Origin of the sequence: Desulfonatronovibrio magnus (assembly GCF_000934755.1) — a bacterium.
In the GTDB taxonomy this organism is placed as follows: domain Bacteria; phylum Desulfobacterota; class Desulfovibrionia; order Desulfovibrionales; family Desulfonatronovibrionaceae; genus Desulfonatronovibrio; species Desulfonatronovibrio magnus.
The window spans coordinates 17,571-31,088 of the sequence record NZ_JYNP01000061.1 but is presented as its reverse complement, the minus strand read 5'-3'; the positions used below and the strand labels follow the sequence as shown (position 1 = coordinate 31,088).

Annotated in this window: 9 protein-coding genes; 2 read left to right on the top strand and 7 right to left on the bottom strand. The window is 47.4% G+C overall.

What is annotated here, in order from left to right:
- The 4 genes from LZ23_RS07885 to LZ23_RS07860 form a co-directional block, all read right to left on the bottom strand.
- On the bottom strand, positions 1 to 450 hold a 450-nt coding region (locus LZ23_RS07885), incomplete at its 3' end, for an ATP-binding protein (protein ID WP_045213068.1).
- A gap of 330 nt (positions 451 to 780) precedes the next feature.
- Positions 781 to 1,551: a sulfite exporter TauE/SafE family protein gene (locus tag LZ23_RS07875; RefSeq protein WP_045213064.1), complete on the bottom strand. Its 771-nt coding sequence runs from the start codon at positions 1,549 to 1,551 to the stop codon at positions 781 to 783.
- A gap of 72 nt (positions 1,552 to 1,623) precedes the next feature.
- Positions 1,624 to 1,953, bottom strand: a complete 330-nt coding sequence (locus LZ23_RS07870; protein WP_045213062.1) for a type II toxin-antitoxin system HicB family antitoxin — start codon at positions 1,951 to 1,953, stop codon at positions 1,624 to 1,626.
- Positions 1,954 to 2,282: 329 nt separating this feature from the next.
- Positions 2,283 to 2,570, bottom strand: a complete 288-nt coding sequence (locus tag LZ23_RS07860; RefSeq protein WP_232300439.1) for an ArsR/SmtB family transcription factor — start codon at positions 2,568 to 2,570, stop codon at positions 2,283 to 2,285.
- Positions 2,571 to 2,764: 194 nt separating this feature from the next.
- On the opposite strand from LZ23_RS07860, the gene LZ23_RS07855 reads away from it, so the two are divergent.
- Together LZ23_RS07855 and LZ23_RS07850 are read left to right on the top strand one after the other, a co-directional pair.
- Complete coding sequence (locus LZ23_RS07855; protein ID WP_045213059.1) at positions 2,765 to 3,538, top strand: TSUP family transporter; 774 nt, start codon at positions 2,765 to 2,767, stop codon at positions 3,536 to 3,538.
- Positions 3,539 to 3,755: 217 nt separating this feature from the next.
- Entirely contained in the window at positions 3,756 to 4,061 is a 306-nt protein-coding gene (locus tag LZ23_RS07850; RefSeq protein WP_045213057.1) for a PadR family transcriptional regulator, read from the top strand.
- 123 nt (positions 4,062 to 4,184) lie between these two features.
- Here the strand turns inward: LZ23_RS07850 and LZ23_RS07845 are convergent, their stop codons facing one another.
- The 3 genes from LZ23_RS07845 to LZ23_RS07835 all read right to left on the bottom strand — a co-directional run bounded on the left by LZ23_RS07845 (position 4,185) and on the right by LZ23_RS07835 (position 13,492).
- The gene (locus tag LZ23_RS07845) at positions 4,185 to 6,326 is read right to left on the bottom strand and encodes a 3'-5' exonuclease (protein ID WP_045213056.1); all 2,142 of its coding nucleotides are present in this window, start codon (positions 6,324 to 6,326) and stop codon (positions 4,185 to 4,187) included.
- Positions 6,327 to 6,595: 269 nt separating this feature from the next.
- Positions 6,596 to 12,847 (bottom strand): DEAD/DEAH box helicase, encoded by a 6,252-nt coding sequence (locus tag LZ23_RS07840; protein ID WP_045213054.1) that lies wholly within the window; start codon positions 12,845 to 12,847, stop codon positions 6,596 to 6,598.
- 384 nt (positions 12,848 to 13,231) lie between these two features.
- Complete coding sequence (locus tag LZ23_RS07835; RefSeq protein ID WP_045213053.1) at positions 13,232 to 13,492, bottom strand: helix-turn-helix transcriptional regulator; 261 nt, start codon at positions 13,490 to 13,492, stop codon at positions 13,232 to 13,234.
- Positions 13,493 to 13,518 lie beyond the last annotated feature (26 nt).

Genomic DNA, 13,518 nt, shown 5'->3' with positions numbered 1-13,518 from the left:
CAGGGTTCCGTTGGCCAGACAGTCCACCTCATCAAAAAGGATGATTAGAGGTTTGTCCAGTTTCATGCAATATTCAATCAGACTTTCCTTCAGTTCGACATTGAAGCGGCCGGAAATCTTCGGTAGTAAGAACTCTTTGATACTAAGAAAAGAATTGTATCTGATGGCGCTGTCGATAGCATTTGTAATTGCCGGAATCCCTATTTCAGGTTCGCCAATATTCTGAACCGATTCCAGTGAGCAGTACAGGGCATAGTAACGACCCTGGGCATTCAATTGGCTGGCAAGTTCATTCAGCAGAGTGGTTTTACCTGATTGCCGGGCCGCATGAATTACAAAATATTGTTCCTGTTCGATCAGGATATCCAGACCTTTGCAGCGCTGCTCAGTTGGAATCATATAGTGTTCGTCCGGTACACATGGGCCCGCTATATTGAAGTATCTGTTCATGGTGACACATCCTTTTGTAATTTCTGTTCAAATATCATTTATCATTTCCAGTATTGCTTTGAGCACAGACGGTTAGAAGCGCTCAATCCAGGGGCCCGGGACTGAACCTGCGAGTAACTTATACCCCTCGTCCCCAGGCTGGAGCTTGAGAACGATCATTCCCTTGAGGAATAATCCCGGTCAACAAAAAAATAATTTCAGTTTTATTCAAGGTGGGCAGGGTCAGGAGCAGGCTATGCTCGAAACCCAATGAAAGAAAAGAATATTTAATCATAGCTGGATGTGCCGCGCAAGTCACATTTTTACTTGCGCGGCACACCCCGGTGGGCATTATACTTGAAAAATACCCCTGTAAAAGAGATAGATTGCCAGAGCCAGAAGAATAACACCAAACAGCCTTTTTACAAAGTTACCGCTTAGTTTGGTACTCATGAGCCTGGAACCTAAAAGCCCACCTGCTGAAGAAAACAGACCGGCCAGGATCAGAAAGTTCCAGTTCAGTGCTTCAATGGCCACATGGGTAAAAAAGCCGGCAAAGGAAGAAAAAAAGACAATAAAGGCTGTGGTGGCAGCAGCAGTTTTAGGATGGACATGAAGCAGATAGACAAGAAGCGGTACGACAAAAACTCCCCCTCCAATACCCAGCATCCCGCCCATAAAGCCGATAACCAGACCCAGCAAGGTTGTCTGAATGAGCTTGGACCAGGACCAGACATGCCTCTGGGCTGCATCGCCAAACTGCATTCGTGAGGTCATAAGCATTCTGATGCCTGCACCCAGGACAACAATTGACATGGCTGTGAGAAAATATTTCTGGTCAACCCACCTGGCAGTCATGGCCCCTGCAGGGGCTGCCAGACATGATGATATAATCAAAGGAACCGACAGAGAAAAATCCACAAGCCTGCTTCGAATATACACAAAGGAAGCAGTCATGGCCCCAAGTCCGTTGAGCAGAAGAGATGATGCTACTGCCGGGGTCTGTCCAAATCCCATAAGAATAAATAAAGGCGCAAAAATCAGCCCGCCCCCCAGTCCTGCCATGGACAAAACAAAGGAAGCCAGAAAAATAACTGGATAAACAAAGATGGATATTTCCATAAACAGATAAACACTCTCTACAGTTTAGGACAAATATTGCCATACACAATAAATTCCCTGATACGCATTATCCTACTGACTAAGACGCGAGCTTACCAGCCGGTTGATACTTATCCCTGCCTCTGCCGCTTGAATTGCCAGGTTTCTATGGACTTCAGGAGGAACTCGCACCATAAATTTACCACTATAGTTCTTCTTGGCTATGGGTTGGGGTATTACCTCGCCATTTTCCTGCATATCCTCAATGACCTCAGCTACGATATGCCTAATGCCTTTTAACGCTGCTTCAGGAGTTGCGGATAGCCAGCTAAGGCTTGGAAATTCAACACAAACACCAAGATATTCACTGTCTTCTGCAGACCAGGTTACCCTGTATGTATAGTAGTCATTTTTTAGTTGCATTTTCAACCTCCAATCTCTCAACAGCCTTAATTACCTGTTTGACCTGATATGTTTTAGCTTTTCCCTTGTTATTTTGAATATTGACTCGTGGATCGCCTTGCCAAGGTGTCTTGTAAATTCTGTGACTGCTCCCAGATTGTCGTGCTGTTCCAAAAAAATAATCACATAATTTACATAAGTCAGCAAAGCGAACGTTGGCCGGATTTTGCCTGATCTGTTTCAGCAGGTTGTCCACTTGATTCATAAGCAAAACAATATCAATATTGATACTAAAGTCAAGACCGTCAGCCAGAGGTTCACTACCAGGACCATGTGAAACCGCATTGCGCTCAGGTTAGAGGCGGTTCAAAGAACAGGCGGATCTTTTTCTGCCATTTTTTAAGCTTTTCATTATCTGCCTGATAATGGACATAATTACCCCGCTTCTCGCCCTTAGCCAGTTTTGCGCTTCTCAATATGCGCATATGCTGGGAAACTGCAGCCGGAGTCATATTCAGCTCTTTGGCCAAAATGCTTACGCAAAGAGATCTGTTTTTAATCAATTCCAGCATCTTAACCCTTGACGGTGAAGAAAGCACCTTGAATAAGTCAGCAAGTTCCTGTGCATTGGAAATCATTGCCTGCCTCCTGTTTAGATAAAATATTAAGTAATTGCGTTTATTCTTAATTAGAAGTCATAGTTATGTCAACCATAACTGTGCTGAGATATCTTCTATACTTGACAAGTATGATTTTCACATCTATATCGAAAAACGATTTCGAAACACGATAGCTACAAAATAATTCTCTACTTAACCCCTCAGGAATAACCATGGACATCATTACCATCTGCATCGTTGCTTTACTGGCATCAGGACTGACTCTGTTTTCAGGATTTGGCCTTGGCACCCTGTTGCTGCCTGCCTTTGCTCTGTTTTTCCCTGTTCAGGCAGCAGTGGCCATGACTGCTGTGGTCCACCTGCTCAATAACATTTTCAAGCTGGCCCTTATCGGCAACAAGGCCAATATGAAGGCTGTTATCTCCTTTGGTCTGCCTGCCCTTCTGACCAGTTTTGCCGGTGCGACCCTGCTCCTTATGCTTGCTGACATGCCACCGCTTATAACCTACAACCTTTTGGGAAACGAGTTCAATATTTATCCCATAAAGCTGGTCATTGGCATACTCATGGCCATGTTTGCCGGGCTTGAACTCCTGACTCCCCTGAAAAAAATAGCCATAGATCCCAAATATTTGCCCCTGGGAGGTCTATTAAGCGGGTTTTTCGGAGGGCTTTCCGGACATCAGGGCGCATTTCGCAGTGCTTTTCTCATAAAATCCGGCCTGAGCAAGGAAGCATTTGTAGGCACTGGCGTGGTTATAGCGGTTATTGTTGATATTTCAAGAATCGCTGCGTATTCAGGCTTGCTCTGGAGTCAGGAAGTCAGAGACAACCTGTCTCTCATTGCCATTGCTTCCCTGGCAGCTTTTGTGGGAGCGTTTGCGGGCAGGAGGCTTTTGAAAAAAATCACCCTTCGCTCTGTTCAGCTGATTGTGGCAGGGTTATTGTTTTTCATCGCCACAGGCTTGATATTAGGGATCATATGAACATTATCTGAACTGTTCAGAATATTTGCTATATGGCTATTAAAATACCCTGGATTCCGGCTTTCGCTGGAATGACTCAAAAGGGCAAGGGCCTGATTTAACTGTCACCTCTGATCCCGGATCAGGGCCCGGGACAGGCTTTGATCCGGGGGCCCGGCCTTCTTATTGGATTTTGTTGAACAGTTACCATTAATTTTAATAACATGAGGCATCTTCAATGGAATATCACGATCTGTTATCCGGACTGGTACGTCTCCATGTCCTGCATCACGCAGCAGAGCATGAAATTTACGGACAATGGATGATTGATGAACTTGCCAGCCACGGATACAGCTTAAGTCCTGGAACCCTCTATCCCATGCTGCACGCCATGGAAAGAAAAGGCTATCTGACCTCCAGAAAGGTCAGGGACGGCAGGACATGGAGAAAACTATACAGGGCAACAATTAGAGGAATACAGGGGCTGGAAGTAGCCAGAAGACATTTGCGCGAACTTACAGGAGAAACTTGTCGAAATCGCTGAGTGATTTTGCCGAATTAGAGAGGCGTTGTATGTGAAACTTCTCATACTTGCTTTCTGCCAGTTCTTTTGCCACCTCATGCGATATTTTACCGTCATGTGCGAGAATATTCCGGCTCCACCGCATCAATTAGCGATTTCCACTTCCTCCAGAAACTCACTTTTCCGGCCATAGCTTGTAACCACCACTTCCTGCATGGCCCTTGTTGCCGCTACATAAAACAAGGCCCTTTCTCGAAATTCAAGATCGTCTCGCTCGGCTGGATCGTCGGTTGAGTAAAGAGACTGATGCAGCGGCAAAATACCCTGATTGGCTCCGGCAATGATAATGGTATTAAACTCCAGCCCCTTGATCCGGTGCATTGTGGCTATTCTCAGGCCGGTGGCATTTCTATCCTCTGACGCGCTTCGCTTAATGGGATAGACAGGGATGTTGCTATCCTGGATTATTTTCATATACCTCTGGAGAATATTGTTGGTCCTGACGATCAGACAGGTTGAGTCCAAAGTGCCATCTTTTTCTTTCGATCTGATTAGTTCGAGCAGATACTGGCATTCCTCTTCAAAAGAGTTGAAATGACAGAGTTTCGGTTCCAGGCCTCTCATGAGTGAAGTTGTTCCTCTCTGATGATCCAGGCCCTCATCCAAATCATCAATGGCCATGTTTTTCAAAATGCTTGTGGCCCAGCGTCTGGTTTCCTCTGTGGTCCGGTAGTTGATGCGCAGCTTCTTGCTCCTGCCGATAATTTTTATTCCGCATTGCCCCAGGACAACCTTATGTCTGTAAATCCGCTGATGCCCGTCACCGACAATAAAGATGTCATTGGGTCCTTCAGGGACCATATGTCTTAAGAGACTGAAAGCCTGAGAGCCCATGTCCTGGGCTTCATCAACAATGATGGCCTTATACGGCAGGGTTAATTGCTGAGCTTGAATAATATCCCGGGCATCACGGAAAGCGTCATCAACTTCACGCCACCCTCTTTCATTGAGCAACAGTCTGTACTCCTCAAATACAGGCCAGATGGCCTTTCTGGATTTGCGATTCAGGGGTACTCCCCGTCCTTTGCGGGATACACGGCAATAATCGGCAAAGGTGGTTACTCCCTGAGGTTGCAGAACGCTTTTCCATTCTTCCCGGTAAAATGCTTCAGTAAGGGGGGGCTCTTCAGGGGCGGCAGCCATGGCTTCCTTCCACAGGGGATCTGTTTTCCCGGAATATACGATTGTAGAAGGGTAACCGCTACGCTTCAAAAAATTCATCACCCATTTGTCCATATTGATCACTTCTATTCTGGACTGCTCTTGGGGTGTACATATGGACTTGAGGTTTTCCCGGATATCAGCGGCAAGATTTGTTGTATAGGTAGTCAGTAATATCCAGTCCTGTTCAGCTGTAAAAACTTTGCGGACCAGCCATCTGGCCCTGTGCAGTGCAGCCACGGTTTTGCCGGTTCCGGCTTCACCCAGTACGCGAACAGGCCCATTCCACTTTCGTTCCACAATTTTTCTCTGGTTGGGATGCAGAAAGACCCTCCATTTTTCCAGGGGAGCATGGAGCATTGCCTGAAGCTCCAGGTCGTCGGTGACTACATGAAAACGCTGCCTGGAATCAGGCTTGTCAAGGGCGGAACGGATATCTTTGGTATCAATTTCTTCGTGCTTTTCACCCCTGTCCATTTCTTCAATAACTTCCTGCAATGTAAAACCTTCTGCCAGGAAAAAAAGAGCCTCATATGCTTCCTGAGGAAATTTTTCCAGCATGGCTTCGAGTTCCTGTATATTTTTGATCCGGCGCACACCAGGCAATAAATCCTGGGGAATACCCAACTGGAGGAGATGCCGGTCATGAATATCATCAAACAACCCCGGTAAATCAAAATCACTGTTTTTGTCCTCCTGACTCAAACCTTCATCAGAATCCTGTGACTCATAAACCTGCAGACTTCCTGTCTCAGGATGCACAGCGCATTTTTTACGCCTGGCCCAGTCATATGCCTTGTCATGACTGTCGATCCAGAGCAAAACATAAACATTGTCCTGGTCAGGTTTCAGGACAATACCCCGGTAGTCGTCACCAATTCGCACCGAACGGAAACCCGGATGTGCAGCATGATGGATCTTTTCGTAGTTGATGCCGGGGCTGGTGGGGTCCTGGCGAAATTTGGACAGAAAGCTTACCGCCTTGGACTGGACATTTTTGGGCACCTTTGAAAATGCAGTAAAAAAATCGCTGGATATTGCAACCGCGGGTTGAGGAATGACCATGTCAATGCTCCACAATTGTTGATGTGTTGTAAATATTCACCAAGCTGTAAGTCCAGCCTGCACCCTGATTTGTTTTCTGTTGCTGCAAACTCCCAGCATGAGCCCGTAAGTCAAAACCATTAATTCTTTCAAGCAGCATAGAGGTCTTACCTGTCCATGGTTTTGACTAACGGGCTCAGGGCTGGTCAAACAAGCAGCAATGGCGAAAACAAATCAGAGTGCAGGCTTCATCTGAGTGTAGAAAAATGTGGTGAACAGATACGTTGTGCTTATTCAATAATATGTACCTGCCATCCATTTTCCTGGAAAAAAGCAGCGTCTGATTGTTGTGTTTTAAAAAAGTAAGCTGACTTGTCCTTGGGCCAGGCAAACTCAGCCTGAGCTGCAACAGAATTATTTACAACCAGTTCAAATCCCACATCAGGCGGTGTAATCTTTTTGCTGCGCAAATCACGCAAAAGTTTGTGCCCTGCTGGATCGGCAAGTTCAAATACTTCCTGCCAGGCATGATCTTTGTCATCAGGACCTGCAGTATGAATAACCAATGGATCTGATTCTGGGTCCTGGGTTTTCAGGTTCAGGTACATTCCCTGCCGCAATCCTGTTCTGGTTACAAAAAAAGATCCCGGCAGAAACTGAAAAATATTCATAAGTCTGAGATAATTTATCCAGCTGCGTTCAAAGTCTTCCTGTTCCAGGGCGGTCTGTTCATCATCAAGACAGCAGACAATGCGCAGGCCCTGTGCATCACACCTTTTCAAAGCCTCAGTCTGAGCCGCGATGAACATCTCTATGGGACCTGTATTAAGTTTTCCAAGTAACATCTGATCAAAGTCAGCTGAAATATCTTGAAACAGATAATCCGGGCAGACCCGGCTCAAATCTTTAAGCCAGTCTTTTCTGCGGCTTGCATCCTTGTAAACCTGCAGATCCAAAAGGCTCAAGGCCTGTGCCAGGGCATAGTTTTGCATGTTCACGTCTTCCGGCTTAGACAGATAATCCGCCAGCAAACCAAAGTTGTCCCTGAGATGTCGGTCTCTGCTGCCTTCCAGGCTCAACTTGTCTAACAGACTGGAAAATTGCTGTTGTCCCATTATGCTCTCCCCGGGGTGCAGCAGATCAGCAATTTTATTTCCGCTGTTCTTGATCTGGCTGTAAACATCTTTCCAGGACAGGCTCCAGACGTAAAAGTTTTTGCTTTGCAGGATGGCCATGCGCTGAGCAGTATCCTGACCAATCCGTTTGCGATGGAATGTAAAACCGTCAGTGAAAACCACCACAGGTTTCCCGGCCTGTCTGCTTCTGGCCGGCCGGATAATAAAATCAGCCCGGCTTGGAATGATTATTCCCCTGCCTGTTCCCATCTCAACCTGAGGTTCGATTTCATAGACCTGCCCATTGAGGCGAAGAAAGCTTCCAGGTTTACCTCGAACAACTTCCTTGCGCAGATCAACAGTATAGGCTTGTTTAGTGAGCTTAGCCAAACCTTCCAGAAATAATGCTTCCAGCTCACTCTCGCCAAGACCTTCCACACGGATACCTCTTAGATCTGGAACCTGTCTCAGGTTATGAGCATGCGCGAGTATGTTTTTAAGAATATTTACTGCTGTATTTCTTGACGTAGTAGGCATGAGATGGCTGTGGCGGTAAGCCAGAAGACAATTATAACAGCCGTCCTTGTCCGGATCTTTCTGGCAGGAACAATTGATGAGCACTTCCAGAGCCTTTGAAAGCACTTTGAGCATGTTTTCCGAGCGCATGAGCTGCTTTAAAAAACCCGTACCTCCAGGAACTGTATCGTACAAAACAATATATTGTTTGCGCAGATTTGAGTCCGGTACCGGTTCCTGGCTGAGAGTGGTCTGCAAATGCTGAATAGCATAGGCTGAACCGCCAAAATGATGTTTGAGTCCCAGCTGCAGGGCAGCCACAAAAGAATCCATCCTCAGTCTCGATATTTCATATCCTGACACAGGAACCAGAATTTTTACGGCTTCGGAGGTAAATTCCCTGTACAAAAAAACGCTCTGAACAAAATTGGCGTCATCGTCTTTTTCTCTGGCCGGACACCCAAAGGCATGCTTGATCCGTCCATCAGGTTTCTGAACCTTTCCGCAGCGTCTGCAAAGTACAAAACCTGTCCTTTCCAGATCTTCCCCTGCTACCTGCAGAGTCTGACCGTTCCCAACCATGGGGCCAAAATTTATATCCCTGAACAGGGCTTTGGAAATAAACTCAAAACCAAAAGGACATTCAGGGTTATCTATCTGAAAAGCGTCATGGATACTTGAATCGTCGACATCAACAAGCAGCTGGGTTGTATAAAAAGCCGGGTTTCTTTCATCTGAATCGTCAGCAATCCTGGTTTCCCAGTCTGGAGCATTGGCCATGACCTGACGAATGCGTATAAGTTCCTGCTTCCGGCCCTGGTCAGACCATAAGGGACTGCCGCATCTTGGACACATGGACCTGCTTTTGACTGTAGCTTCTGGTTCCGCGTGGGGACAATTGGAACAAAGCCTCCAGGTTTCAACATCAGCTACTGAAAGATCAACCTGATCAACTTCCACCCGGCGTCCCTCTGCGTAAAACCGGTTTCCAGGGGCCAGCTCCCTGAGTCCGCTGGCAGCCGGTCTTTCATACTCAAAATTAAGGGTCTCGTATTTTCCCTGACTGTTCTGTCTGATCATTCTTTTGCGATAGATGATGGACTGCAATAGAATGCCCTGTTCAGGAAAGGCATAGTTGGGGAGCAAACCCTCGTCAGTGAGAAAATTCAAGGTGTTTTTGGAGTTTATGTTTCGGATAAGGGCCATGAGTCCGGACCTCTCCTGACGCAGGCTTTCCATTTCCTGCTCATGATTTTTGTCTTTAACCGGGCTGTTTGCCTTGCGTTTTATCTCTCTGTAAAGGCGGTCCACCCTTAACTTCAGGGATTTTCTTTCTCTTTGCAGTTCATAAAGCCTCTGCACAATGCGGTATATAAATCCAGGGTTATTGTTATTGTCTCCAAGGGCGAACTGTTTCAGATGATCCGTGGAGTCCTGGCTAAGCTCCTGATCAAAAAGCTGTAAAAAATCTGCAGTTAACTCATCAAGTCTAGCCTGGACAAAATCCATAAGGTTATGGGGGAAAATTGATTTGTCCTGACGCTGAAAAGTATCCAGAACTGTGCCCAGCAGTCGGGGCATTGGATCAGCCCCTGGATAAGCAAGCACCCAGCGGTCAAGACAAAAGGCTGTTAATTGTCGTTCAAGTACGGCCGAAGCATTCAGAAATATGCCAGGTGGATGGATATCCCCGGCGATCATTTCAAGGGGTTCAGCAAAAAAGTATAAATCGTGGGCCTTTCCCGCAGCAACAGTCAGGTTCAGGCCATTGCCGTCCTTACGGCCGCTGCGTCCGATCCTTTGAATATAGTTGGCTTGATTTGGAGGAACAGAGCATTGCAGGGTGGTGGACAAATCACCGATATCAATGCCCATTTCCAGCGTGGGTGTGCTGGAGAGCAGATTGGGGTACCAGGGTTTTCTATGCTCGTCCGGGGTCTTGAATTTTCTCTCCAGGTCCTCGCGTACATCTCTTTCCAGAAGGCCTGTGTGTTCTCTGGCCACCAGTCTGGTGATTCTGCCAAGGCTGTAAAGGCGTCCGTAATAATCCGGTCCTGTCCCGGCAGATTCATAAGTGCCCCGGCATCCCCGGCGCAGGCAGAGCATTCCGTCCCAGATCAATGAATCAGCCTCAGCACCAGATATGCTGTGCCCGCAGATTTTGCATTTAAACTGCATGACCTGACTGGAAATGAGCAAAGAAGCCGGTTCCAGGCCGTAGATATGATGGCCGTCTTGAAAGATATCCTGGATCAAACCCTGCTTTTTCATGCAGGCAAAGACTATTGAGTAAAATCTTTGAGCCTGGGTGGGCATGCGCATGGCGAGAACAGGAAAGTAATTGTAAGCCCACCATTCATACCAGCTTGAACAGCTGCCGCTTCGAGTCAGCTGGGGAAATCGGCCTATTCCCGGCCTGGTGGTAACAAAGCCGGGAGTTCTTGTTTTGGGGCCAAAGCATGGCATCCATAACCTTCGCCTCTGGCTGATCATATATTCTTTGCCCCAGTTTTTGACATACTCATTCAGGTCAGGATGAATGATGCCCCCCTGATTCTTCATTTGAGTAATGAGGCCAAGGATAAACGCGGGTAAAAAATCAAGGGAAATGCCTCGCAGTTCCTCAATTTCATTGGGCAGTGCTTCACGCATAAGATCCAAAGCCTTATTCAGGACTGAAGGCCTGGGTCCGGCAACAGAGGCTCCGGATTTTTCCAAAGTCCTTCCGATGCGACAGCCGAATCCGTATTCAGATGCGATTTCAAAGCTCATCCGGCGTGAAATAAGACTGCATAAATCTGAATTCTGAGGCAGGCGGTCGTGTTTTTCCAGATGGTCAACATCCTGAAACCAGGTCATGTTGGGAGGCAGAAAGGTAGCTGCAAATGTTTCTGAATCCATGTTGTTTCGCCAGTATTCAGGCATTTGCCTGGCGGCTTCATCCAGAGGCATCTCCTTTGCCTGTTCCTGGATAAACTGCTGCAGGGCAGCCCTGAAAGTGAAGCGAAAAGTTCTGGCCCCGAAAAAACCGGCCCTGTGCGCGGCATCCTGGACATTATCCGAAAAGGTTATGCATTTTGAATCTGTGTTATATCTGGAAGCCATGAGCTGACCGATCATGACGCTGGTCAGGCTGGCTGCTCTTGAACCCAGAAGGGTCAGGCTGTTGTGAGCTCCGCAGGACGGACAGTGTTTTCCGGGTAATTCAGGAACCAGCACCGGTATAACATCCTTTTGTCCACATCCATTGCATGGTCCCCGGGGTTTGCGTCCCAGCTGCAGGCAGGAGGGACAAATGCACATTCTAAAACCTGGAAACGAGGCTGATTTGCTGCCTTCTTCTTCAGGGAACATGCTGATGAGGCGCTGGGATGGTTTTTTTCTGAAGAAATCGATATAAATGTCTTTGAGTTCTGTCTGAACATTTGAGCCGTGAATGGGGAGCTTCCCGATCCATCCGGTCTGTCCGCATTCCCGGCAATGCAGCAGGGGCAGATGACCAGAGCGCTGTTCTTCGGTCAGGTCGTCAGCAAATACCAGCTCCGGGCTGGAATTTACAGAACAGACCATCCGCCTGAGTTCGCGGAACCAGTGCTGTACCCGGACATGGATAAAAGGTTTGAGCACGCCGTTATCAAGGCTCCTGGCAGCTGAAATGCACGCCAGAATACTACTGATCAAAAGATGCGCGTACTCTTCACCCCCTGCTTTGAGCTGGGGCGAGGCTTTCCCTCCAAGTTCGCTGATAATATGATTCATGCTGCGTACCTGTCCGCCCACCACTCTCAGCAGGTTGTGCACGAACACATGGCCTTTCAGGACATGTCCAAGCTTTATACGCCAGTCGTTGTCATCAGGGTCAGGCAGAATATTCATTCCTGTCCAGAGCTGGATCTGGGCCTGAAGAAATTCCAGAGGATTTGCGTATTCTTCCTGGTTTAATGCTTTTTTCTGTTCAACACCTGGAATATCAATCAGGCTTATAAGTTCACCTCGCAAAAAATCATCCGCGCTCTGCCTGCTTTCAGTAATAACCGCGTCAGCATCAAAGGACTGTCCAAAAATTTTTTGGGCATAATTCAAAAGCTGCTTTTGAGTCTGATCTCCGCCCAGAGTAGCGGATGTTCCCACTGGGCACAGGCAGTCCTCCGGGGTTTTCAGCCTGGATTTGAGCCTGCGCAGCAGGCAGGCCAGATCTGTTCCCTGAGCGCCGTCAAAGGTATGCAATTCATCCACTACAATAAAACGCAGTGTCTCCGGGGCGTTACTCTCCCAGATTACAGCGTCCCCGGCCCGAAGCAGAAGGTAGTCCAGCATCTTGTAGTTGGTGAGAAGGATGTGGGGAGGACTTTGTCTAAGTATTTCCTTATCCGTGATAATGGACTCCCGGCGCATGACCGGGCATGGATCTGATGAACCCTGGCCCACATAAAGCCCGGCTGTGACCTGGCCCCGGAGGGAGGGGGTATTCCAGATGGCTGTGGCCAGTCTTCCAGCCTGGTCAAAGGCCAGGGCGTTCATGGGGTATATTAAAATGGCCTTAACCCCTGGCTTGTCAGAATTGATTCGGCAATATTCAAGTATGGGCTGGGTAAAGCATTCTGTTTTTCCGGAACCGGTTCCAGTGGCAATGATGGTTCCTCTAAGCTCAGGACCGGACAGTCTGGCAAATGCCTGTTCCTGATGCTGGTAAGGTGTGTAACCTAAGGGGATTTCAGGGAAAAATTCATCACTTTTTCCCTGTAGAAAAGGCAGTTGCAGGGAAATGTAAGGACCTTTGCACAGGCTTCCGTCTCTATTAAGAAACCGGTCCAGCATCCCGTGGAAAAAGGGATTGGTGCTGAGAAATGTGGTGGACAGAAAGTCTTTCAGTCCATGGTGTATCTGTCTGGAAAGGATGGAAGGGATCATGATTATGTGCTCTTTTCTGGGTTGCGGGCACAGCCCGCATTAGACCTCATGGATTGACACTACACCGTCAATCCATGAAGTCTGGTGGCTGAGACAATATTTGTGCCAATTTGAAAAAATCAAATTGGCATAAATTGTTGCAGTGTCAACCATATCAGTGACTTACCGATGGAGTCCTGTCATAAAAAACAAGAAAATGTGTGGCAGTGTTTTGTGACAGGTCGCCTGGCATTGGGACTGTCCCTCGCTGGGAACTAATTCCCGGTACATGCATTTTGCCTGAGTAACCCTCAATATCGGCAGAGCCAAAGTGTGAGTTGCGGGGACTGTCCCAGCTATGATTAAGTATTCTTTTCTTTCATTGGGTTGCGGGCACAGCCGGCATTAGCTATATCGTCTATACATCTGCTCCAGGTTACGCCAGAAAGAAGCATCGATTCCCAAAACAACCTCCAGCTTTAGGGCGATGTCCTCTGTAAGTACGGCCTTACCTTTGATTACTTCATTGATATGCTTCTCAGTTTCTCCCATCCTGTGAGACAGTTGGGCCGGGGTCATGCCAATGGATTCAATAGTCTCCAAAATGGTATCCCCAGGAGGAAGTACGTAGTCAGGTTTGTATTCGTTTGTCCTTACTTTTTCCATGAGAATCCTCTATTTTTTCTGTTTGG

Excerpts from the sequence above, each read along its gene's own strand:
- LZ23_RS07875 (WP_045213064.1), bottom strand. The coding sequence starts at position 1,551 with ATGGAAATATCCATCTTTGTTTATCCAGTTATTTTTCTGGCTTCCTTT.
- LZ23_RS07870 (WP_045213062.1), bottom strand. The coding sequence starts at position 1,953 with ATGCAACTAAAAAATGACTACTATACATACAGGGTAACCTGGTCTGCA.
- LZ23_RS07860 (WP_232300439.1), bottom strand. The coding sequence starts at position 2,570 with ATGATTTCCAATGCACAGGAACTTGCTGACTTATTCAAGGTGCTTTCT.
- LZ23_RS07855 (WP_045213059.1), top strand. The coding sequence starts at position 2,765 with ATGGACATCATTACCATCTGCATCGTTGCTTTACTGGCATCAGGACTG.
- LZ23_RS07850 (WP_045213057.1), top strand. The coding sequence starts at position 3,756 with ATGGAATATCACGATCTGTTATCCGGACTGGTACGTCTCCATGTCCTG.
- LZ23_RS07845 (WP_045213056.1), bottom strand. The coding sequence starts at position 6,326 with ATGGTCATTCCTCAACCCGCGGTTGCAATATCCAGCGATTTTTTTACT.
- LZ23_RS07840 (WP_045213054.1), bottom strand. The coding sequence starts at position 12,847 with ATGATCCCTTCCATCCTTTCCAGACAGATACACCATGGACTGAAAGAC.
- LZ23_RS07835 (WP_045213053.1), bottom strand. The coding sequence starts at position 13,492 with ATGGAAAAAGTAAGGACAAACGAATACAAACCTGACTACGTACTTCCT.